This window comes from Myxococcus hansupus, from assembly GCF_000280925.3.
Lineage (GTDB): Bacteria > Myxococcota > Myxococcia > Myxococcales > Myxococcaceae > Myxococcus > Myxococcus hansupus.
In genome coordinates this window covers 5,413,709-5,431,747 of record NZ_CP012109.1, presented here as the reverse complement: position 1 = coordinate 5,431,747, position 18,039 = coordinate 5,413,709, and the positions used below count along the sequence as shown (strand labels likewise).

At 69.8% G+C, this 18,039-nt stretch carries 16 protein-coding genes; 5 read left to right on the top strand and 11 right to left on the bottom strand.

Annotation, left to right across the window (positions count from 1 at the left end; all coding sequences use genetic code 11):
* Positions 1–351: 351 nt before the first annotated feature.
* The 3 genes from A176_RS20950 (at position 352) to A176_RS20940 (ending at position 5,668) form a co-directional block, all read left to right on the top strand.
* Entirely contained in the window at positions 352–2,427 is a 2,076-nt protein-coding gene (locus tag A176_RS20950) for an alginate lyase family protein (protein WP_002634834.1), read from the top strand.
* A gap of 59 nt (positions 2,428–2,486) precedes the next feature.
* Positions 2,487–3,815 carry a nucleotide sugar dehydrogenase gene (locus A176_RS20945; protein WP_002634835.1) on the top strand — a complete coding sequence of 443 codons (1,329 nt, stop codon included), beginning with the start codon at positions 2,487–2,489 and terminating at the stop codon, positions 3,813–3,815.
* Between the two features lie 128 nt (positions 3,816–3,943).
* Complete coding sequence (locus tag A176_RS20940; protein WP_021781269.1) at positions 3,944–5,668, top strand: TldD/PmbA family protein; 1,725 nt, start codon at positions 3,944–3,946, stop codon at positions 5,666–5,668.
* Here the strand turns inward: A176_RS20940 and A176_RS20935 are convergent.
* From A176_RS20935 to A176_RS20920, 4 genes are all read right to left on the bottom strand, one after another.
* Complete coding sequence (locus tag A176_RS20935; RefSeq protein ID WP_002634837.1) at positions 5,625–6,611, bottom strand: sensor histidine kinase; 987 nt, start codon at positions 6,609–6,611, stop codon at positions 5,625–5,627. The two genes, A176_RS20940 and A176_RS20935, sit on opposite strands and share 44 nt — an antisense overlap.
* A gap of 131 nt (positions 6,612–6,742) precedes the next feature.
* Positions 6,743–7,651 carry a gluzincin family metallopeptidase gene (locus A176_RS20930; RefSeq protein WP_226993943.1) on the bottom strand — a complete coding sequence of 303 codons (909 nt, stop codon included), beginning with the start codon at positions 7,649–7,651 and terminating at the stop codon, positions 6,743–6,745.
* Between the two features lie 8 nt (positions 7,652–7,659).
* A complete protein-coding gene (locus A176_RS20925; RefSeq protein WP_002634839.1) occupies positions 7,660–8,634 on the bottom strand; it encodes a metalloenzyme in 975 nt (324 codons plus the stop codon).
* 10 nt (positions 8,635–8,644) lie between these two features.
* Complete coding sequence (locus A176_RS20920) at positions 8,645–9,001, bottom strand: iron chaperone (RefSeq protein ID WP_002634840.1); 357 nt, start codon at positions 8,999–9,001, stop codon at positions 8,645–8,647.
* A 334-nt stretch (positions 9,002–9,335) separates the two neighbouring features.
* Between A176_RS20920 and A176_RS20915 the strand changes: the two genes are divergently transcribed.
* Complete coding sequence (locus A176_RS20915; RefSeq protein WP_002634842.1) at positions 9,336–10,421, top strand: DUF4388 domain-containing protein; 1,086 nt, start codon at positions 9,336–9,338, stop codon at positions 10,419–10,421.
* 39 nt (positions 10,422–10,460) lie between these two features.
* Here the strand turns inward: A176_RS20915 and A176_RS20910 are convergent, their stop codons facing one another.
* From A176_RS20910 to A176_RS20895, 4 genes are all read right to left on the bottom strand, one after another.
* Complete coding sequence (locus tag A176_RS20910; RefSeq protein ID WP_002634843.1) at positions 10,461–11,582, bottom strand: GTP-binding protein; 1,122 nt, start codon at positions 11,580–11,582, stop codon at positions 10,461–10,463.
* Positions 11,583–11,922: 340 nt separating this feature from the next.
* Positions 11,923–12,114: a 50S ribosomal protein L28 gene (rpmB, locus tag A176_RS20905; protein ID WP_002634844.1), complete on the bottom strand. Its 192-nt coding sequence runs from the start codon at positions 12,112–12,114 to the stop codon at positions 11,923–11,925.
* A gap of 102 nt (positions 12,115–12,216) precedes the next feature.
* On the bottom strand, positions 12,217–13,746 hold the full coding sequence (locus A176_RS20900; protein ID WP_002634845.1) for an NAD(P)-binding protein: 1,530 nt from the start codon (positions 13,744–13,746) through the stop codon (positions 12,217–12,219).
* A 75-nt stretch (positions 13,747–13,821) separates the two neighbouring features.
* Positions 13,822–14,511 carry an HAD family hydrolase gene (locus A176_RS20895; RefSeq protein ID WP_002634846.1) on the bottom strand — a complete coding sequence of 230 codons (690 nt, stop codon included), beginning with the start codon at positions 14,509–14,511 and terminating at the stop codon, positions 13,822–13,824.
* Between the two features lie 81 nt (positions 14,512–14,592).
* On the opposite strand from A176_RS20895, the gene A176_RS20890 reads away from it, so the two are divergent.
* On the top strand, positions 14,593–15,675 hold the full coding sequence (locus A176_RS20890; RefSeq protein WP_002634847.1) for an enoyl-CoA hydratase/isomerase family protein: 1,083 nt from the start codon (positions 14,593–14,595) through the stop codon (positions 15,673–15,675).
* A gap of 8 nt (positions 15,676–15,683) precedes the next feature.
* On the opposite strand, the gene A176_RS20885 is transcribed toward A176_RS20890, so the two are convergent.
* Genes A176_RS20885 through purM form a run of 3 tightly spaced genes read right to left on the bottom strand, consistent with a single transcriptional unit; the run spans position 15,684 to position 17,934 of the window.
* Entirely contained in the window at positions 15,684–16,229 is a 546-nt protein-coding gene (locus tag A176_RS20885; protein ID WP_002634848.1) for a 2-thiouracil desulfurase family protein, read from the bottom strand.
* Complete coding sequence (purN, locus tag A176_RS20880) at positions 16,226–16,900, bottom strand: phosphoribosylglycinamide formyltransferase (RefSeq protein ID WP_002634849.1); 675 nt, start codon at positions 16,898–16,900, stop codon at positions 16,226–16,228. The genes A176_RS20885 and purN overlap by 4 nt, the downstream gene beginning before the upstream one ends.
* Entirely contained in the window at positions 16,897–17,934 is a 1,038-nt protein-coding gene (gene purM, locus A176_RS20875; RefSeq protein ID WP_002634850.1) for a phosphoribosylformylglycinamidine cyclo-ligase, read from the bottom strand. Before purM ends, purN begins: the two co-directional genes overlap by 4 nt.
* Positions 17,935–18,039: the final 105 nt, after the last annotated feature.

Below are 18,039 nucleotides of genomic sequence, written 5' to 3'. Positions count from 1 at the left end.
TGACCAGCGCTTCCATCCCCGCACGTGCCCCGCACCGAAAAGCGCGCTCAGCGATACGCGCGAGCGCCTGCTCCACCCCTGCATCGAGCTCGGGCTCGATGCGCCACCCCGTCCAAGCACCCGCCAGCACACCCGAAGGTATGAGCACGCCTCGCGCGCGCCGCAACACTGCCCTGGGTGGGATTGAGAGGCCCGTGAATCGGAAATCCTTTTCCCTTCAGGGCGTGTGATCCCCCCACTTTTTACCGTCAGGGGGAAAGACGGCTCCGCGCAACCCCGCTCAATTCCTGAGAAGGGGGCTCTGGCCGGGCACTTGCTAACGGCATCCGGCACGGGTGGCGGAAGGGGCGAATGGGGACTCTCGATTACTACGCGGCGATCGCTCGACTCGCACCAGCAGGACTGGCGCGGAGCGCGGTACGACGTGTCCAGGGTGTGGCGCGACAGGCGCTCTATCGTCGGCGCGAGCGCGCGGACGAGGTGCAGCTCCTCCAGTCCTACGGGGCCGCGGATGGCGCCGAGCTGGTGGAGCTGGCCCTGGGCCAGCGGACCTCGCGCATCTGGTGTGAAGCCTCGCAGCGTCCGTCGGTGCTGGCGGCGCTCGGCGCGGTGCCGGGCGGTGTCGAGCGCGCACGGGCTCGCGCGAGGGCGGCGCTCCGGCAGGAGTGGGACATCTTTGGAACGGTGGTCGCCTTCGGTGAAGGCCGTCCCGTGGACTGGTCGCTCGACCCGGGGAGCGGCCACCGCTACCCGGTGGAGCCGGTGGAGCGCATGTCGCTCGCCGCGACGGGGCGTGACCCCAAGTATCCGTGGGTGATGGGCCGCCTGGACAGCGTGGTGGCGCTGGGCCAGGGCTACTGGGTGGAGACGGAGGCGGACACGCGCTCGCGCCTGGCGCGGGGCTTCGTGTCGCAGGTGCTGGACTTCCTCCAGGCGAATCCCCTGGGCCACGGCGTGCACTGGACGTGTGCCATGGAGGTGGCGCTGCGCGCCGCGAACCTGGCACAGGCGCTGGTGATGTTCTCCGACGCGCCCGAGGTGGCGCGGCCGGAGTTCGTGGTGCCGGTGCTGAGCGCGCTGGCGGACCACACGGCCTGGGTGGAGGCGCATCTCGAGGACCGGGGCGCGGTGCCCAACAACCACCTGGTCTCCAATTACGTGGGCCTGCTGGTGACAGGGCTGCTCTTCCCGGAGCTGCCGGGCGCGGCGCAGCAGTTGTCCCTGTCGGTGGGCGGCCTGCGCGAGCAGATGGAGACGCAGGTCCACCTCGAGGGCACGTCCTTCGAGGGCTCCATTCCCTATCACCGCTTATCGGTGGAGCTGTTCACGCTGGCGTATGTCGTTGCACGCGGCGCGGGCGTGCCCATGGGACCCCGGTATGAATCCCGGCTGCGTCGCATGTTCCACGCCGTGCGCGCGTGGTGCTCGGAGCAGGGACTGGCGCCGCAGATTGGCGACAATGATTCCGGCCGGGTCTTCCCGCTGAGAGAGCGCGAGGACAACGCGCACGGCTATCTGGTGGGGCTGGGCGCGGCGCTCTTCGGCGATGCGGGCCTGGGCGGTGGCGAGCTCGTGGACGAGGCCGCGTGGCTGCTGGGCCGTGCTGGCCAGTCGCGCTTCGCCGCGCTCGCGTCCGCGCCGGCGCCCGTGTCGGTGAGCTTTCCGGAAGGTGGTTTTCACATCTTGCGCGGCGACGGAGTCGTTATCACTGTCAGCGCCGGCAAGCAGGGGCAGGGCGGAGTCGGGGGACACAGCCACAACGACAAACTTTCTTTTGAACTCCACCTCGACGGGCGCCCCGTCATCGTGGATCCGGGCACGGGCACCTATACGCGTGAGCCCGCGACGCGGAACTGGTTTCGCTCCACGGCGGCGCACAACACGGTGCAGGTGGACGGCGAGGAGCAGGCGCCCCTGGATACGGCGCGCTTGTTCGCGCTGCCCGAGGAAGCCCGGGCGCGGGTGGTGGCCTTCCTGCCAGGGAAGAGTGTGGACAGGCTGTTGGTGCGGCATGACGGCTATCGCCGGCTGGCCGCGCCGGTGGGAATCGAGCGCACGTTCCGGCTGGACCGGGGCGAGCGCGCTCTGGCCGGACGTGACCGCTTCGTGGGCACGGGCCGGCATGACGTGGTGGGCAGATTCCATCTGCCAGACGAACAGGCGCGTGTGGTGGCGCCGCAGGTGCAGGTCCTGTCACGCGCGGGTCGTGTGATGGAAGAGCCGGTGTCGTTCGAGCCGCTCGTGGTGGAGCTGGGCCCCGAAGGGGCTCCGCTCGCCTGGGTGGTGCTGGAGCAGGGATTGACGGCGCGGTTGGTGCCGTCGCGGTATTCGCCAGGGTACGGGCGGGTGGTGCCGTCGCTGGCGGTGGAGTTCCGGGGGCAGGTGACGCCCCCGGCATGGCTGAGGTGGGTCGTCGTTTTCCGCTGATTGTCGGGTCGGGACGTGACCGTCATGGACGGCACGTCGCATCAGGAGAGGTGAGCACGATGAGGGTGATGGTGAGCAGCCCGCTGCTGGATCGCATCAAGAAGCGGGACGCGAGGGTGGGTGTGGTCGGGCTTGGCTACGTCGGTCTTCCGCTGGGCATGGCGTTCGCGGAGGCGGGCTTCCCTGTCATGGGGCTCGATGTCGACAAGCGGAAAATCGAAAAGATTGAGAAGGGGGAGAGCTACATCAAGCACATCCCCAGCGCGCCGCTGTCGGAGCTGAGCAAGTCGGGCAAGCTGAAGGCCACCTCGGACTTCGCCAAGGCGAAGGACATGGACTGCGTCATCATCTGCGTGCCCACGCCGCTCACGGCGTCGCGTGAGCCGGACATGAGCTACATCATCCAGACGGGTGAGGCGCTCGCGCCGCACGTGCGTCCTGGACAGCTCTTCATCCTGGAGTCCACCACGTATCCGGGGACGACGGAGGAAGTGCTCAAGCCGCTGCTGGAGAAGAATGGGCTCAAGGCGGGCAAGGACTTCTACCTGGCCTTCAGCCCCGAGCGCGAGGACCCGGGCAACAAGAGCTTCAACACCAAGACGATTCCCAAGATCGTCGGTGGCTACTCGCCCGAGTGCTCCGAGGTGGCCGCGGCCCTCTACGGCAGCGCGCTGAAGGAAGTGGTGCCGGTGTCCTCCACGCGCGTAGCGGAGTTGACCAAGCTGCTGGAGAACATCTTCCGCTGCGTCAACATCGCCATGGTCAACGAGATGAAGATGCTCTGCGACCGCATGGGCGTGGACGTGTGGGAGGCCATCCAGGCGGCGAGCACCAAGCCGTTCGGCTTCATGCCCTTCTTCCCGGGCCCGGGCCTCGGTGGGCACTGCATCCCCATTGACCCGTTCTACCTGACGTGGAAGGCGCGCGAGTACGAGTTCCACACCAAGTTCATCGAGCTGGCCGGCGAGGTGAACTGGCAGATGCCGTACTACGTGGTGCAGCGCACGATGGAGGCGCTGAACCAGAACAAGCAGACGCTCAACGGCGCGAAGGTCCTCTGCCTGGGTGCGGCGTACAAGAAGGACATCGACGACATGCGTGAGAGTCCGTCGCTGCGCATCATGACGCTGCTGGCGGAGAAGGGCGCGGAGCTGTCGTACCACGACCCGTACGTCCCCGAGCTGCACAAGGGCCACGGCTTCAACATGGAGATGAAGTCCGTGCCGCTGAAGCCGGAGACGCTGGGTCAGTACGACGCGGTCCTCATCCTCACGGACCACTCGGACATCGACTACGCCATGGTGGTGGACCGCTCCAAGGTCGTCATCGATACGCGCAACGCCACCAAGGGCGTGAGCAAGGGCCGCGAAAAAGTGACCAAGGCCTGACAGTACACGCCGCCCGCCCGGAAACCGACCCTCCGGGCGGGGGGCCTCTCGTTCACGGATTCCGCCTGGCGGCATCCGTGAGCGCGGAGCTGCTCGTAACGTGGAGTGGATGGGCTAGTGTCGGGGACGTGCAAGCCCTCCTTCGACCCGTGTTTCCCCTGCTGGCGGTCTCGGCGCTGCTGACGGCGGCGGCGCCCGTGCCGGACGCACGCGTGACGCTGCTCGACGCGATGTCCGCCGAGCTGTCGCGCAACCACCAGCAGTTGAAGATGCAGAACCACGAGCCCCCGTACTTCATGAGCTACCAGCTCAAGGACTACGTGTCGTACGCGGTCGCCGCGCGCTACGGGGCGCTGTTCATGGACGACGGCTACCGCGAGCGGAAGCTGTACGTCGACGTGCGCGTCGGTGACTATGACTTCGACAGCTCGGTGGAGGAGGGGCTCGAGTTCAGCTTCTCCAGCAAGGGCACCAGCTATGTGTCGCGCAAGGAAGGCCCGCTGGATGATTCCCCGCTGGCCCTTCGCACCTCGCTGTGGCTCATCACCGACGAGAAGTTCAAGTCCGCGCTCTTCCAATACCTGAAGAAGAAGGGCGAGGACGTCTACGCGGTGGAGGACCCGAAGCGTCCACCGTCCTTCTCGCGCGAGAAGCCCGTGCAGCACACCGAACCTCCGGTGAGCGCGCCGTTCGACCGCGAGCGGTGGGTGAAGGTGTCGCGTGACGTGTCCGCGCGCTTCAACGCGCACCCGGAGCTGTTCGACTCGGAGGTGCGCATCACCCAGGACAAGGTGACGCGGCTGTTCGTGTCGTCGGAAGGCAGCCGCATCATCACCGAGGAGACGCTGTACGGCCTGCACGTCTCCGCCGTCACGCGCGCGCCGGACGGGCAGCTCCTGGACAACTCACGCAACTTCTATTCGCCCACGGAGGCGGGGCTCCCGGACGAGGCGCGCCTGGTGAAGGCCGCGGACACCATCGTCGAGGAGCTGCTGGCCCTGCGCGCAGCGCCCGCCATCGACCCGTACACGGGCCCCGCCATCCTCGCGCCGGAGGCCGCGGGGGTGCTTTTCCATGAGGCCGTGGGCCACCGGCTCGAAGGCGACCGGCAGGGCGGCGAAAGCGAGGGCAAGACGTTCAAGGGGCAGGTGGGCAAGCAGGTGCTGCCGTCGTTCATCTCCATCCACGACGACCCCACGCGCCGCGTGCTCCACGGTGAGCCGCTCAATGGCTACTACCTCTTCGACGAGGAGGGCGTGCGCGGCCAGCGGGTGACGCTGGTGGAGAAGGGCGTGCTGCGCAACTACCTCCAGGGCCGCCGTCCCGTGGAGGGCTTCCTCCAGTCGAACGGCCATGGCCGCAGCCAGGGCAACCTCAAGCCCGTGGCGCGCATGGCGAACCTGCTGGTGGAGAGCACGAATGGCGTGAGCGACGCGGAGCTGAAGAAGCGGCTGATCGCCGAGGCGAAGCGTCAGGGCAAGCCGTACGGCCTCATCATCCGCGACATCACCGGCGGCAACACCAACACGTCCAGCTACGGCTATCAGGCGTTCAAGGGCGTGCCGCGCATGGTGTACCGGGTGGACGTGAAGACGGGGAAGGAGACGCTGGTGCGCGGCGTGGAAATCGTGGGCACGCCGCTGTCGGCGGTGAACCGCATCCTGGCCTCGGGCCAGAAGCAGGGCGTCTTCAACGGCTTCTGCGGCGCGGAGAGCGGCAACGTGCCGGTGTCCACCGTGGCGCCCGCCATGCTGCTCCAGGAGCTGGAGCTCCAGCGCACCATGGAGGGCAAGGACCGGCCGCCCATCCTCACCAGCCCCGCGGCGCTGGAGGCTCCGGCGCGCAAGCCGTAGCCGCGTGCTCGATGCGGCGGCGCGGTGAAGGCCTCTCCGGCTGTGGGGCCTCCGGGGGCCGGGCGGGCTGCGCGCGCCGCAGCGTGATTTCCACCGTCGTGCCGTGGCCCGGCGTGCTGAGCACGCGGATGGCGCCGCCCATCGCGGTGACGATGTCGCGGCAGATGGCCAGCCCCATGCCCATGCCTTCGTTCCGCGTGGTGAAGAACGGGTCGAAGATGTGGGGGAGCACCTCGGTGGGGATGCCCGGGCCGGTGTCGGTGATGGACAGCACCACGCCGCGCTCCTCCTCCCGGAGGCCGAGCGTCAGTTGATGCTCGGAGGTGCGGCCCTCCGGAAGGGCCTGCACCGCGTTGAGCACGAGGTTGAGCGCCACCTGGCCCAGCTTCGTCTCCGTGCCCAGCACGCGCGGCACGTCCGGCGCGTAGGCCCGCACCACGCGCGCACGGTGGCGGAGCTGGCTGGCGGCCATTCGGAGCGTGCGTTCCAGGACCGACTGGAGATCCACGGGGCGCTCGACGCCGGTGTCGCCCATGGACAGGGCCCGCAGGTCCGCGACGACGCGGTGGATGTGCTGCGCACCCTCCAAGGCCTCGTCCAGCACCTGCTGGCACTCGTCGGCGAGGGACGCCGGCAATGGGTGGCTGTTCAGCCGCTGCTGGAGGTATTCGAGATTCCCCGTCGTGTAGGCGAGCGGGTTGTTGATTTCGTGCGCGAGGCCCGCGGCGAGGTGGCTGAGCGACAGCGTCCGGTGCTTGAGCAACGTCTCCAGCTCACCGCGCAGGCCCTGGAGCGAAGCCAGCTCCGCGCGGACCGCCTCGGGCACGTCTTCACCGGCGCTCAGGCGCTCCAGCTTCGCCAGGGAGGAGCTCAGCCGTTCACGCAGGGACCGCGAATCCGACACCGAGCCTGGCGGATGCTGCAGGGGGCGTTCCTGCTCCATGGTGCATGTCCCTCGACGCCGGACCCGTCAAATCCAGCGATTCCCAAATTCCCAATTCATGAGAATGGTTCGTGGGCCCTACGATGCCTCATGTGTTCAATTTCTGAAACCGCGGACGTGCTCGCGCCGCCTCACTGCGGAGTAGGCAGAGGTACGAGCCGGGCGGGACGTGGCTGGGGAGGCCGGAGTGGCCTGGCGCCCTTGAAGCCGCGCAACTGGACATACCGCCGGAAGTCTTGAAGGAAGTTCTCCGGCGGGAGGCCCACGGCCTGACGGAAGGCCTGGTCGAAGTCGGGGCCTCGGTCCATGCCCTGGAGCACCGACTTCACGGCCTCCTCGCCGTAGCGGCGCACCAGGAAGGTGAAGGCGTGGTGGGCGGCGCCGTACACGATGCCGCTCTCCGCCTGGTACAGCGCGTCCGCTTGGGACAGCGGGTCCGCATTGGGGTGGGTGCGCCAGAAGTGTTCCAGGTCCTCGAGGCTGGAGAGCCGGTAGCCCTGCTCGGCGGTGTACGAGGCCATGCCTTCGCGGAACCAGAGGGGAATGCGCTTGCGTGTCCAGCCGAGCCGGTCCGAGGCGATCTGGTACATCAGGCTGTGGGTGAGCTCGTGCAGCAGCAGCTCGTCCACCTGGGCCTGGCTGGCACCCCGGGACGTCCACGTGCGAGGGCTCTGGACTTCAATCTGCTCGTACCGCGCCCACGCGCGGAGGAAGTCATGGCCGCGGCGGTTGGCGGCGCGCTCCAGCGCGGCATGGTTCGGGTGGACGACGATGGTGACGCGGTCGTCGAAGTTCCCCCAGCGCATGAGCCGGGGAATGGCGCGCTCCACGGCCAGCCGGACCTGCGCCGCGGCGTCGGCGTCCCGCGGCTGGAACTCGATGTCGATGCTCGTGCCCGCGGGCATGCGCGCGGCGGCGCCCTGGCCCGGCTCCAACTGCACCCGGGTGCTGCGCACGCTGGCGCACCCGCTGAGCAGCCCGAGGACGAGCAGCGCCGCCACCCAGCCGGGGCGCCCGAGAATGTCGGCTCGTGAAGTCACGACTCCATTCACTCCGCACCCAACCAGCTCAGCACCGCGCGTCCGACGTCGGCCACGGTGGAGAAGGACTCCACCTCGGGCGCGGGTGGGCCGAAGTAGAGCACGGGGACGGGGTGAAGCGTGTGGCCTCGCGTGGACAGGTCCTCCACGTTGCCGTGGTCGCTGCACACCAGCACGCGGGCGCCGGCGGGCCGGGAGGCCGCCACCGCGCGGGTGAAGGCGTCGAAGGCGTCGAGCGCGGCCAGGGCCGCCGTCCAGTCCTGGGCGTGGCCGGCCTCGTCCGCCAGGTAGTGTTCGAAGAAGGTGAAGTCCGCGCCCGAGGCCACCTTCCAGAAAATGGCGGCGGCTTCCTCGGGCGAGCGCTCCGGCGCGGGCAGTCCGTAGGCCCGGGCGCTGGCGCCGGTGATGTCGTGGGTGAGGCCGTCCCCGGCGCGGGCGTCATCGAGCGTCCGCAGGGGGACGCCGCCCGCGGCGAAGGCCAGCTTGGAGGCGGAGGGCCTCACCTTGCGGCGGGCCTCGGGCGCGAGGACGAACTCCGGCGGCGAATGGCTGGGCCGGCGGGGGACGCCCAGCGCGTCCAGGTAGGGCGCGGGGTAGGCGTTGGCGAAGGTGGCGGTGCGGCCCGCGGCGCCCAGCCTCCGGACGATGGAGCGGTCCGCCATCAACCCCCGCAGCGGCGCATTGGGGTACCCGAGCACGTGGCGGCCCAGCAGCACGGGGGCCGGGTCCCCCGTGAGGATGGCCGTCTGGTTGGACGCGGACTGGGGCCGCCCGGGGACGCCGAAGGTGGTGTCCACGGGGATGCAGCGGCCCGAATGGGGCAGGGGCGGGCTCGGGGCGTCCTCGAAGTGGGAGAGCAGGTGCTCCCGGTGGGCGAGCGGATTGATGGCCGGGTCCTTTCGGCCAATGCCCACACCATCGATGAACAGGAGCGCGACGCGCGCGGCGGGGGACTCTATCCTCGATGCGGACGGAGCTGCCATGGATGAGCGGTCAGGCTCCGGCACCCTTCCGTGACGCCCGCGCCAGTCGTTCGACGAGGTCGTCCGGGATGGGTTTGCGCGGCGAAAAGGTGATGCCGGTCTTGGTCGCCTTCAGGCCGGCGGCCGCGATCTCCTCGGCATGTTCGGAAATGGCGCTGGGATGGAGATACAGCCCGCACTGCTTGCTGAACGCCGCATAGCCCGCGACAACCGAGCCACCGAGCTTGAAGCCCGGCATGTTGTAGGCCACGACCTCCTCCGCTTCCGGCAGGACGCGGGCCAGGAGGGCGCGCAACTGCTTCAGCGCGGGCTGGAAGGGCTCGGGCGCCGCGGCGATGTAGGCGTCGTGATCAGCGATCTTCGTCATGGCTGTGTCCCGCTGCGGATTCCGAGGGGTGTCGAGAGGTTCGTTCCGGCTTGCCGAATATCCATTTCCATTGGGTCGGCCAACGAAGATTGAGTAATCGGCTAGAGTCGGCACATCATCGCGTGGGATCGAACTCATTCTAGGCACTCGCGAAAATCCCGGTACCTTCGAGACGTTTTGGAACGTCCGCAAAGTGCCAATGCCGCCGGTCGCGGGTGGCGCTCAGGGCTGCGCGTCTTCTGCCCGGCGCAACGAGAAGCCGTGTTCGAGCCGCGCCTTGCATCCGGCGACGACGAGAGTGAAGCCCCATCCCTGATCGAAGAGTCCGACACGCATGGCCCTCCACGGCGACCTCTTCAGCTATCCGCTTCCTGAGTTCCTTCAATGGTTGGACAGCTCCCGCAAGACGGGAACGCTCCAGCTTTCCTGGGAGGCCGGTGAGCGCAAGCTCTTCCTGCTGTCTGGCCAGGTGGGGGCCACCGCGGCCGAAGGGCTTCGCGGGCGCGTGGCCCGGCTCCTCACCCTGTCCAAGCTGGCGTCGGGCACGAAGGTGCTCGCGGCCTTCGACGAGCTGGCGCGCACGCCGGACGTGGACGCCGCGTTCGACATCCACGGCATCCAGGCGCGGTGGATTCGCGACCTGGGCCGGGAGGAGCTGTTCGCCGCGATGATGGACCTGACCATCGCCGGCCGAGGCACCTTCCACTGGACGGAGGACGCGGACCGCTCGGGGGAGGACTGGGTTCCGTCCGACATGAGCATCCGGGAGCTGCTCTTCGAGTCCCTGCGTTGGGTGGACGAGCAGTCCGACGTGGACAAGGCGCTGCCCATCGACGCGCTCAGCGTCCGCGCGCTGTCACCGCCCAGCCCGAGCCAGCCGCTGATGCACCGGATCATCCTGGGGCTGTGCGCGACGCCGCAGAACCTGGGGCGCCTGCGCCTGTCCATGGGGGTGTCCCGTTCGTCGGTGACGCGCCGGGTGCATGAGCTGCTGCGCGCGAAGCTGGTGGAGGTGGACGGGGCGCCGCAGGTGGAGGCGGACCCCGTGGCGGAGATGCTGGAGAAGGGCGCGGTGCTGATGCGCGAGGGCCAGTTCGACGCCGCGGGCATCGTCTGCACGTCCCTGCTGGCCAGCGACCCGGCGGACCGGCGCGTGCGCGAGTTCGCGCGGCTGGTGCAGCGCGAGCACGTGGCCGCGCTCTACGCGGACCTGCCGCCGCTGTCCGTGCCGCACATGATTCATGACCCCCAGGGCCAGGCGCTGCTCAAGCCGGAGGAGCGGCAGATCGCCGGGCTGGTGAATGGCACCTGGGACGTGTCCACGCTGGTGCTCGCCAGTCCGGCGCGGGAGCTGGAGACGCTGAAGACGCTGGCGAAGCTCCAGCGGATGGGGCTGTTGCAGCTCGGCTACCCGCGCTGAGTGGGGCAGGGCTCCCGCGCCGGTGCGGGAGCCCGGGGGCTACTCCGCGCTGGGCAGGCCCACCGCGTTGAGCCGCACGAACACCTGCATCATCACGTAGAGGGAGAAGGCGGCGTCATCCACGCGCAGGTGCTGCTGGGTGGACAGGCCCTGGAGCCGGAGCAGGTCCGCCCCGTCCACGCGGAGCAGGAAGGCCTGTTGTCCCAGGGATCCCTCGCCCGCGAAGGCCAGGGCCCGGCGGATGGCGTCCGAGCACGCGGTGACGCAGGTGGAGTAGTCCCCCGTCATGAACGCGGCCTCCGCGGCGCGGGCGTGGTCGAACATGTCGCCGGGCGCGAGCGCGCTCGCGGCGCCCAGCAGCTTGGGACCGGGCTGGGGCGTGGGGATGGGCGCCGGCTCCACGCGGGGCGGGGGCACCACGGCCACCACCGGGGCCACGCGAGGCACCGGGCCTGCCGCCTGGGCCGCGGCCTGGGGCGGGGTGCCGGGCTGCTGCCGGTGCTGGAGGTGCTGGGTGAGCTGCGCTTCCAGACCCGCGGGCTGCGCGCCCGCGGCGGGGCGGGGCGGCGGGACGATGCGCTTGGCGCGCAGGTCCTTGATGACCAGCCGGGTGATGGCCTTGAGCGTGTCGAGCACCCCGCGGCCGTTGGCGGCGGAGGTCTCCAGCTCCGGGACGCCGCGCGGGTTGAGCTCCTGGCGGAGCACCTCCACGGGCAGCACGCCGTCCAGGTCCCGCTTGTTCCACTGCATCACCAGCGGGAAGCGATCCAACCGGATGCCGTGTTCGAAGAGGTTCTCCTCCAGGTTCGCCAGGGACTCGCGGTTGGCGTCCATGGCCTCCGGCTGAGAGTCCGCGACGAACACCACGCCGTCCGCGCCCTGGAGCACCAGCTTGCGGGTGGCGTTGTAGAAGACCTGGCCCGGCACGGTGTAGAGCGCGAGCCGCACGGAGCAGTCGCCCACGCGCTCCACCTTCACCGGCAAGAAGTCGAAGAAGAGCGTCCGGTCCCCCTCCGTGGCGATGGACATCATCTCGCCGCGGTGCGCGGGGCGGACCGTCTCGTAGATCTTCCTGAGAGAGGTCGTCTTCCCGGACAGGCCCGGTCCATAGAAAACGATTTTCGCGGCCACTTCGCGGGCCATCAGATTGACGCTGCTCACGGTGCCATCTTACCTAGACCGACTTGACACCTCGCGCCAGTTGACGACGCGACATTCACCACGAGTCCAGGACCCGAGGCACGGAAGGTATGGCCCGATGCTCGCGAAGGGCTCGCCAGGATGCGTGCCCGCAAGGCATCCGCCACGGAACATACCGTTTCCCATAAAGGGAATGACGGCACGAACCGCACGGATGGCGGCCTGCATGTCATGCGACCGGCAAAGCACCGCGCTGCCCGAAAGCAGCGATGCGGCGGATGCACGGGATAAAGCCGCTCGGTAGGGGGGGCCGTGGCGGGGGTTGAGACGCGCTACGGACCCACCCTCGAGCGTGAGGACCTCAAGCGGCCTTCGTCACCTTGCCCGCCTTGATGCAGCGGGTGCACGCGAGAACGCGCTGGGTGCTGCCCTGCACACTGGCCCGAACCTTCTGGAGATTCGGCAGGGTCCGCTTCTTCGTCTTGTTGTTCGCGTGGCTGACGTTGTTGCCGACCAGCGGACGCTTGCCACAGATGTCACACTTCCACGCCATGACCTCTAACTCCTTGAAAACTGGGGCGTTGGACGCCTGCCGATTAAAAGAGCGGCGGAACCTGCCAGAGAACGGCCCGGAAATCCAGCCTTAGATCCAGGATCAGCCCTTGAGCGGATCCTTCTTCTTCAACATGTCTTGCACCAGCCGTGCGGCCCGGATGCCCGCGAGCAGCTCGCCTTCCAGCCCGAGACCGGGAAGGACTTCCCTGCTGGCGAGCAGGATGTTCTTCGCCGGCGTGCGCTGGGTCAAACCCGTGACGCCGAGGAAGGCTTCCGACTCGAAGCTGAACAGGGGATGTGGCATCAGCCGGCTGCCCCGCACGCCGCCCGCGTCCAGGTAGGGCGCGGAGCGCAGCAGGCGGTGCTGCGCGGTGAAGGGCATCAGCGCGTCCAGGTGCTCGTCGATGCGCGTGGCCAGCCCCTGGAGGTGCTCTTCGCCCAAATCCCTCGCGGAGGCCGGCACGAAGGCGCCCGCGCACACCACGCGCATGCCCTCCGTGGCCTTGGCCTCCTTGCCGCCCTGGGTCTGCGCCGCGCGCGCGGGGTGGACCTGGATCAGCAGCGGCCCCAGCTCCGCGTCGCCCGTGTCCAGCAGCGCCAGCTCGCCCAGGCCCCGTGGCAACGCGGACTCCGGAACCACCCAGTTGACGCTGAAGAGGAGGGACTTGGTGTTCGACTGATCCAGGTGCTCCAGCAGGCCGCGGTGGTGCTTCTTGTCGTTCACCAGCCGCCGCAGCGCGCCCGCGTCCGTCGCCGCCACCAGGCAGGCCGCGCGGTACACGGTGTCCGAGCGCATCAGCTTCATGCCCGCGAACTTGCTGCCGTCGAAGGCCAGCTCCTCCACGATGAACCCCGCGGGGTTGTCGCGGCCGAGCACGTCGCCTCCCAGCTCCGCCACCCGGCGGGCGAGCATCTCTCGCAGCCCTTCATGCCCGCCCGTGAAGAAGGACGGGGCCGCGAGGACCTGGGACATGGCGCGCGACTGCGCGAGCGCGGACTCGGGGCGCTCCAGGTGGCTGACGAAGGGCAGCAGGCCGCGAACCAATGACACGGCCGGGGCGTCGCCGGTGAGCTGGGGCGGCGTGTCCAGGCCCGGGTGGGCCCGGATGAGCTTCTTCAGGCCCCAGCCCTCGAAGAACCCGTCCGGGGGCAGGGCGGGGCCCGCCTTGAAGAAGGCATCGCTGGATTCGTGCTGCGCGGCGGCGCCGCTCAGGGCGCCCAGCAGGGACGGGCCCTCGTCGCCCAGCTCTCGCGCCACCTCCGCCTTGCGGCGGGTCGCGTCGCCGTGGAGGTCCAGGCGGCCGCGGGGCATGAGGAGCTGGAGCTCTGGCGCATGGGGCCGCAGCGCGCGTTGCACCAGGCCGGTGATGCCCAGCTCGGTGAGGGCCTCCTCGACGGCGGGCATGGCCTTGAGGGGCGGGGAGACGAAGGGGGCGTAGGGGAGCACGTAGCCACCGTGCTCGTAACCGGGCCCCATGCCGTCGTGCTCCACCAGCAGCACGCGGTGGTTGCGCTTCGCCAGGAGGGCCGCCGCGAGCGCACCGCCCAACTGACTGCCGAGCACGATGACGTCGTAGACATGCCGGGACGGCCCGGCGGGAAGCTTGAGCTTGGCAGAGGACGTCGCCATGAGGCGGGCAACACTACACAACGTGCCCGCCGCTGGCGCCCTTTTCACCACGGGCCGTGCGCGCCCGGGGCGGCTTCAGCGCGCGGCGGCGCCGAAGAGCCGCTGCTCCAGCTCTGGAGGCAGCGTGGTGAAGTCCTGGAGAACCCAGTGCGCGCCGGCCTGACGGAGGTCGGCCTCGGGGGCGCCGGTGGTCAAACCCACCACCGTCATGCCGGCCTCGCGCGCGGACATGACACCCAGCACCGCGTCCTCGAAGGCGAGGCACGCGGTGGGCTCCACGCCCAGCGCCTTCGCGGCGGCCAGGAAGATGTCGGGGGCGGGCTTGCCCCGCGCCACCTGTTCGGCGCCGACGATGCTGGCGAACAGCGACCGGATGCCGAGCCCATCCAGCACCAGCTCGCGGTTGCCCTGGGGCGCCGCGGTGGCGATGGCCGCGGGGCAGCGGGCGTCACGCAGGCGCTGGATGAACGCCTCCGCGCCCCGGTGGAGCTGGAGGTGGGGCCGGTAGAGGGTGCGGTAGTGGCTCTCCTTCTCCTCGGCGATGCGCTCCACCTCGTCCGGGGCGACCGGGCGGCCGAGCAGCTCCGGGATGATCTCCTCGTTCTTCTTGCCGGCGTAACGGCTCTGGAAGTCCTCGGCGGTCAGTGGCAGGCCGAGCTTCCGGGCGAACGAGACCCACGCTTCGTTGTGGAAGCGCATGTTGTCGACGAGGGTGCCGTCCATGTCGAAGACGACGGCTCGCAGGGGAGACAGTGCGGAGGTCATGGCCCGAGCCATAGCGCGTCTGGCGACACCGTGGGCCAATGAATCCACCCAAGGGGCTGGTCGCCTGATATCCCCCACGGCATGAGTGACGACCTCCTGCTCGAGACGCGTGGCGCGGTAGGCGTGGTGACCTTGAACCGGCCCAAGGCGCTGAACGCGCTGAACCTGGGCATGTGTCGCACGCTGCACCCGGCGCTCGACGCCTGGGCGGCGGATCCGGCCATCCAGGCGGTCGTCATCCGGGGCGCTGGCGGACGGGCCTTCTGCGCGGGTGGGGATGTGCGCGCGGTGGCGCTGTCGGTGGGAGACGCCTCCGCCGACGAAAAAGGGCGGGTGTCGCGTGAGTTCTTCCGCGCGGAGTACGCGCTGAACCACCGCATCCACCACTTCGGCAAGCCGTACGTCTCCCTGGTGGACGGTGTCTGCATGGGCGGTGGGCTCGGGCTGTCGATGCATGGGACGCACCGGGTCGTCACGGAGAAGCTGATCCTGGCCATGCCGGAGACGGCGCTGGGGCTGTTCCCGGATGTGGGCGGTGGCTGGTTCCTGCCGCGCTTCCCGGGTGAGTCGGGGACGTACCTGGGCCTCACGGGGGCCCGGTGCAACGCGGCGGACGCGATGTGGTTGGGCTACGGCACGCACAACGTGGAGTCCGCGCGGCTGGATTCCGTGTTGGAGGCGCTGGTGTCCGCGCCCTGGGGCAGCGGCGCGGCGAGCTCGGTGGTGGACGCGGTGCTCGCGGGCTTCCACGCGGACGCCGGGACGTCCCCGCTGAGCGTGCAGCACGCCGCCATCGACCGGTGCTTCGCCGCGGAGCGCGTGGACGACATCCAGCAGGCCCTGGAGGTGGAGGGCACGCCCTGGGCCCAGGAGACGTGGGGCACGCTGCTGCGCATGTGCCCGACGAGCCTCAAGGTGACGCTGCGCCAGCTCCGGATGGGGCGCACGCGGGATTACGATGAGATGGCCAACGTGGAGTACCGGCTCAGCCAGACGATGACGGCGCGGCCGGACTTCCGCGAGGGCATCCGTTCGGTGCTCGTGGACAAGGACAACAAGCCGCACTGGAAGCCGACCACGTTGGCGGAGGTCACCGACGAGGTGGTGGAGACGCTCTTCGCGCCGCTGCCCGGGGACGGGTGGACGTTGCCCGCGCGCGGGTAGGGGCGTGGTTACAAATCTTCGTCGCTGAGGACGGTGACGCCGTGCTCGCGAAGGAGCGCGGTGGTGATGCCTTCGCCCGCGCGGAGCTGGCCGGACTCGTAGACGCGCTGGCTGCCGCACGAAGGGCTCTTTTCCTTCAGCAGCGCTACCGTCGCCCCGAACCTGCGGGCCGCGTCGAACGCGAGGCAGGCGCCACGCTGGAACGCCTCGGTCCGGTCAACGCCCTCGGCCCGCTCCACGGCGGTGGCCCGCCCGGCCCAGACGTCCACGCCGGTGCCGCCGCACAGGTCCACGGGAGGCCGTGGGACTGGTAGGCCCGAAGCCACTTCGGGGCAGATGGGCACGATGTCCTTGTCCGCGAGCGCCGCGAGGACGCGCTCGGAGCGCTGTGAGCGGCCGTCGTAGCGGCAGGCTTCGCCCAGCAGGCACGCGCTGACCAGGACCACCGGCGCGCCTTGAAGCGCGGCGGTGCGCTGCTCCCGCGAGGACGGGGCGGTTTCGCCTTCATGGGACGTCGCGTGCAACGCTCCCGGGCCTTGCTCCTTCTCGCTCACCGGGGCTCGACCGTGGCGCCGGGGCTGCGCAGCGCCAGCTCGCCCACGGTGGCGGGTGCCTCCACGCGGGTACGCACCCCATCCAGCGTCACCTTGCCCGTCACCGCGAGCCGCACGGCCAGCGGATAGAGCCGGTGCTCCTCCGCGAGGATCCGCGAGCCCAGCGCCTTCTCGTCATCATCCGGGAGCACCGGCACGGCCGCCTGCGCGATGATGGGCCCGGTGTCCGTGCCCGCATCGACGAAGTGCACGGTGCAGCCCGCGACCTTCACCCCGCGCTCCAGCGCCTGCCTCTGGGCATTCAGCCCGGGGAACGCGGGGAGCAGGGACGGGTGGATGTTCAGCACCCGTCCCGCGTAGTGGCCCAGGAAATCCGCGCTCAACAGGCGCATGAACCCCGCAAGGCACACCCATTCCACGTTCGCCGCGCGCAGCGCCTCGCGCAGGGCCTGCTCGAAGTCCGCCTTCGTCGCATGCGCCTTGTGGTCCACCACCACGGCCGGCACGCCCGCCTTGCGCGCCCGCTCCAGCGCGAAGGCGGTGGGCACGTTGGACACCACGCAGGCGACCTCCGCGGGGAAGTCCTCCCGCGCGCAGGCATCCAGCAGCGCTTGCAGATTGCTCCCGCTGCCCGACACCAACACGCCCAGGCGGACCCGCGCGCTGCTCATGGCTCGACGACCGCCGTGGCCTCGCCCTGTCCCGCCTCCACCCGGCCCACCTCGAACGCCTGCACGCCCCGGCCACTCAGGACACCCAGTGCCTGGGCGACGTCGTCCTTCGCCACGACCAGGATGAGCCCCAGGCCCATGTTGAACGTGCTGAACATCTCGTCCCGGTCCACGCCACCGAGCTTCGCGATGAGGTCGAAGATGGGCGGCTTGGGCCACGTCTTCTCGCTCAGCACCGCGCGCGTGCCGTCCGGCAGGCAGCGGGGCAGGTTGCCCGGGATGCCGCTGCCGGTGATGTGCGCCAGGCCCTTCACCTTCACCGCCTGGAGCAGCGCCAGCACGTCCTTCACATAGATGCGCGTGGGCTCCAGCAGCGCGTCCGCGAGCGGCCGGTCCAGGCCCTCGGGCGTCGAGTCCAGGGCCAGCTTGCCGTCGTCCAGCAGCACCTTGCGCGCCAGCGAATAGCCGTTGCTGTGCAGGCCAGAGGAGGGGAGCCCGATGAGCGCGTCACCCGGCTGCGCGCTCTTGCCGTCGATGATGGCCGACCGCTCCACCACGCCGACGCAGAAGCCCGCCAGGTCGTACTCGCCTCGCGCGTAGAAGCCCGGCATCTCCGCCGTCTCGCCGCCCAGCAGCGCGCAGCCTGCCTGCTCGCAGCCCTGTGCGATGCCCTTCACCACCTCGGCGGCATCGTCGACTTCCAGCCGGCCCGTGGCGAAGTAGTCGAGGAAGAAGAGCGGCTCGGCGCCACAGGTGAGGATGTCGTTCACCGACATGGCCACCAGGTCGATGCCCACCGTGCCATGGCGTCCGGCGGCGAAGGCCACCTTCAGCTTGGTGCCCACGCCGTCCGTGCCGGCCACCAGCACCGGCTCCTTGTACTTGCCAGGTGGCAAGGCGAACAGACCGCCGAACCCGCCGACGCCGCCAATGACCTCGGGGCGCAGGGTGCGTGCGGCATGGGGCTTGATGCGCTCGACGAACGCGTCGCCGGCCTCGATATCCACTCCGGACTGCTTGTAGGTCGTTCCCACGGGCGGCCTTCTACCCGGCCACCGCGCCGGTGTCTCGCGTGGCGTGGCGCCTGTCCCACCGTCGCGCACAGAAAAGGGAATTTGACCGGGCGAGTGTGGGCTGAT

What these genes read in the sequence shown, in the direction of transcription:
- A176_RS20950 (WP_002634834.1), top strand. Translation starts at nt 352, where the DNA reads ATGGGGACTCTCGATTACTACGCGGCGATCGCTCGACTCGCACCAGCA.
- A176_RS20945 (WP_002634835.1), top strand. Translation starts at nt 2,487, where the DNA reads ATGAGGGTGATGGTGAGCAGCCCGCTGCTGGATCGCATCAAGAAGCGG.
- A176_RS20925 (WP_002634839.1), bottom strand. Translation starts at nt 8,634, where the DNA reads ATGGCAGCTCCGTCCGCATCGAGGATAGAGTCCCCCGCCGCGCGCGTC.
- A176_RS20935 (WP_002634837.1), bottom strand. Translation starts at nt 6,611, where the DNA reads ATGGAGCAGGAACGCCCCCTGCAGCATCCGCCAGGCTCGGTGTCGGAT.
- A176_RS20895 (WP_002634846.1), bottom strand. Translation starts at nt 14,511, where the DNA reads ATGACCTCCGCACTGTCTCCCCTGCGAGCCGTCGTCTTCGACATGGAC.
- A176_RS20900 (WP_002634845.1), bottom strand. Translation starts at nt 13,746, where the DNA reads ATGGCGACGTCCTCTGCCAAGCTCAAGCTTCCCGCCGGGCCGTCCCGG.
- A176_RS20915 (WP_002634842.1), top strand. Translation starts at nt 9,336, where the DNA reads ATGGCCCTCCACGGCGACCTCTTCAGCTATCCGCTTCCTGAGTTCCTT.
- A176_RS20920 (WP_002634840.1), bottom strand. Translation starts at nt 9,001, where the DNA reads ATGACGAAGATCGCTGATCACGACGCCTACATCGCCGCGGCGCCCGAG.
- rpmB (WP_002634844.1), bottom strand. Translation starts at nt 12,114, where the DNA reads ATGGCGTGGAAGTGTGACATCTGTGGCAAGCGTCCGCTGGTCGGCAAC.
- purN (WP_002634849.1), bottom strand. Translation starts at nt 16,900, where the DNA reads ATGAGCAGCGCGCGGGTCCGCCTGGGCGTGTTGGTGTCGGGCAGCGGG.
- A176_RS20890 (WP_002634847.1), top strand. Translation starts at nt 14,593, where the DNA reads ATGAGTGACGACCTCCTGCTCGAGACGCGTGGCGCGGTAGGCGTGGTG.